Source organism: Fructobacillus tropaeoli, from assembly GCF_001047135.2.
Taxonomy (GTDB): Bacteria; Bacillota; Bacilli; order Lactobacillales; family Lactobacillaceae; genus Fructobacillus; species Fructobacillus tropaeoli.
In genome coordinates this window covers 1-2,297 of the sequence record NZ_DF968107.1, presented here as the reverse complement: position 1 = coordinate 2,297, position 2,297 = coordinate 1, and the positions used below count along the sequence as shown (strand labels likewise).

The following is a 2,297-nucleotide window of genomic DNA, read 5'->3' as shown; positions in this document are numbered from 1 at the left end:
GTATGATAAGGCTGGAAAGGCATTATATGTTTTTGCTCGAGATTGTCAGCCTTTATAGCGCGTAATGGTTTAAAGGTTGTTATTATAGCGGTCTGTTAAAAAACAGGGCTTATCAAGATGAGTGCGGACTACCGTTAGGGACGGCACAAGCGAGTATTGATAAGCCCTATTTTGGTAAATAGTACGTTAATAATGCCGTGTGTCAACATATCGCAGGGCGATAGCCCGAGAATAAGCGTTGACACACTAACGCATGCCAAGACGCTAACGGTATGGCAAAAACCATTTTTTGCCTTGCCATTCAATGGCGAAATTGATGGGGTCGAGCAACCATTGCTCGCGGGTCTGGGCTGGCCCAGGAATTTGGGGGCGTACTACGACGCCCCCAAAGAGTTCAATGTGCAATGGGAAATGTTGATATATGGGCGTTTATAGCAATGAATAAAAAAAGTCGTATGTATAAATTATTTATGTTGTACTTCTAGTTATGTATGATATACTGTTAATGTATGTATGTTTGAAAGGACTTTAAGTATGGTAGAAATCAAGAAAAAGAAAGTTACTCTTTCCTTGCCTGAAGTGACAAATGAAAATCTGGAATTACTAGCAAAGAAATCAGGTATGACTAAGTCTGGTTTGGTTAATTTTTTGGTAAATCAAGCAAATGAAAATGGAACAATTTACAAATAAGAAAGGAAATCAAATGGATTTTTGGGCAAAAAAAAAGACATCTCCCGCAAAGAGAACGTCCTATCTATTTGAAATTATAGCATATGACAGAAAATAAAAATCAAAAAGGTCGTGATTGGTCTTTTATCCTTTATCCTGAGTCTGCGCCAAAAAATTGGCGTGAAATTTTAGATGAAACTCATATGCGTTGGGTTGAAAGCCCTTTGCATGATAAGGATGTTAATCCTGATGGTGAAAAGAAAAAGCCTCATTGGCATATTCTTTTAACTGCTGATGGCCCGATTACTTATCAAGCTGTTAAAAAAATTATTGAACCGTTAAATGCTCCCATTCCGCAAAAAGTGGGCTCAGCCCGTGGCTTGGTTCGATATTTTATCCACATGGATAATCCTGAAAAGTATCAGTATTCAATTGATGAAATTGTTGGGCATTCGGGTGCTGATGTTGGTTCATATTTTGAACTGACGGCAACGAACCGTTTAACGGTTATGAAAGATATGGTTCAGTATATTTATGATAATGATGTTATGAATTATGCTGATTTCTTAATAACGTGTATTGAAAAGTCAGATGATTGGTTTAGTGTGGCGATTAATAATAACACGCTTGCGATTAATAAAATGATTGATGGTGTTTGGCAATTGAAGCACAAAGATAAATAAAAGAAATAAAGGACTGTATATAATCAGTCCTTTTTCTTTTTTTGTTTTAAATAACTATTTAGTTGATTGATTGTGTTAAAAACACAAAAATATCGCATTTTTTATTTGACAACCTATACCATCTGTTATATAATTAGTATAATAGGATATTTGAAACTATTTTTATATAATGGTATAATTGTATTGTAAAAGAAAAAGGAACGACTCGAAAATCGTTCCCGTGGTAATCAAATTTGATTATCAGTCTATGCAATGCTGATTATATCATTTTTTATTTGTTTTCTTTTACAAATAAATTAAGAGGTACTAACTTCGATGAAGTATAGTTCAATGGCAGGATACTCGCCTGAAATGTATCAATTAGTTTTTGGAAACGATAATCGTTTTGTTTATCTTTGTGGTGAAGGACCACGTGAAAAGCGCTCATGGGATAATGAATCACATTCATATGGTGATGTTGAAGCATTAGTGGTGGAATTATATGCACCTGGTAAAGGAGTAGTGCGAGTTAAACTGCCGGTTTCTACTATTGTTGATGTAAAGGATTTATCGTGGGTATCATTGATTAATCCGGAAGCTTTTGTTGACGGGAAGAAGAAAGATGTTTACTTAAGAGCTGATGGATTGGAGGTATTAGCATGATAAAGACTGGTATTTATTCAATGGAAATTATTATTTATAATGATGGGTTTGCAAACGAACTTTATGTTTCTGCTGATAATACTTATCCGCTTGATACTAGTGTTAGTAAGGGATACACAGATGATTACGGTATGTCGGGTATTGTTCTTTACAATATTGAGGATATTATTGCATGGGCTAAGGATATGCAAAAAGTTTTATATAAAGCTGTGTCTGAAGATTTTTATCAATTGAGTGAGTGGTATGATAAGGCTGGAAAGGCATTATATGTTTTTGCTCGAGATTGTCAGCCTTTATAGCGCG

At 35.1% G+C, this 2,297-nt stretch carries 4 protein-coding genes; all 4 read left to right on the top strand.

What is annotated here, in order from left to right:
- The first annotated feature begins 534 nt into the window (after window positions 1–534).
- Window positions 535–690 (top strand): ribbon-helix-helix domain-containing protein, encoded by a 156-nt coding sequence (locus tag AOQ32_RS08010; protein WP_059394365.1) that lies wholly within the window; start codon window positions 535–537, stop codon window positions 688–690.
- 83 nt (window positions 691–773) lie between these two features.
- Entirely contained in the window at window positions 774–1,352 is a 579-nt protein-coding gene (locus tag AOQ32_RS08005; protein ID WP_059394364.1) for a replication protein, read from the top strand.
- Between the two features lie 315 nt (window positions 1,353–1,667).
- Complete coding sequence (locus AOQ32_RS08000) at window positions 1,668–1,994, top strand: hypothetical protein (RefSeq protein ID WP_059394363.1); 327 nt, start codon at window positions 1,668–1,670, stop codon at window positions 1,992–1,994.
- Window positions 1,991–2,293 (top strand): hypothetical protein, encoded by a 303-nt coding sequence (locus AOQ32_RS07995; protein WP_059394362.1) that lies wholly within the window; start codon window positions 1,991–1,993, stop codon window positions 2,291–2,293. The genes AOQ32_RS08000 and AOQ32_RS07995 overlap by 4 nt, the downstream gene beginning before the upstream one ends.
- The last annotated feature ends 4 nt before the right edge of the window (window positions 2,294–2,297 follow it).

What these genes read in the sequence shown, in the direction of transcription:
- AOQ32_RS08010 (WP_059394365.1), top strand. Translation starts at nt 535, where the DNA reads ATGGTAGAAATCAAGAAAAAGAAAGTTACTCTTTCCTTGCCTGAAGTG.
- AOQ32_RS08005 (WP_059394364.1), top strand. Translation starts at nt 774, where the DNA reads ATGACAGAAAATAAAAATCAAAAAGGTCGTGATTGGTCTTTTATCCTT.
- AOQ32_RS08000 (WP_059394363.1), top strand. Translation starts at nt 1,668, where the DNA reads ATGAAGTATAGTTCAATGGCAGGATACTCGCCTGAAATGTATCAATTA.
- AOQ32_RS07995 (WP_059394362.1), top strand. Translation starts at nt 1,991, where the DNA reads ATGATAAAGACTGGTATTTATTCAATGGAAATTATTATTTATAATGAT.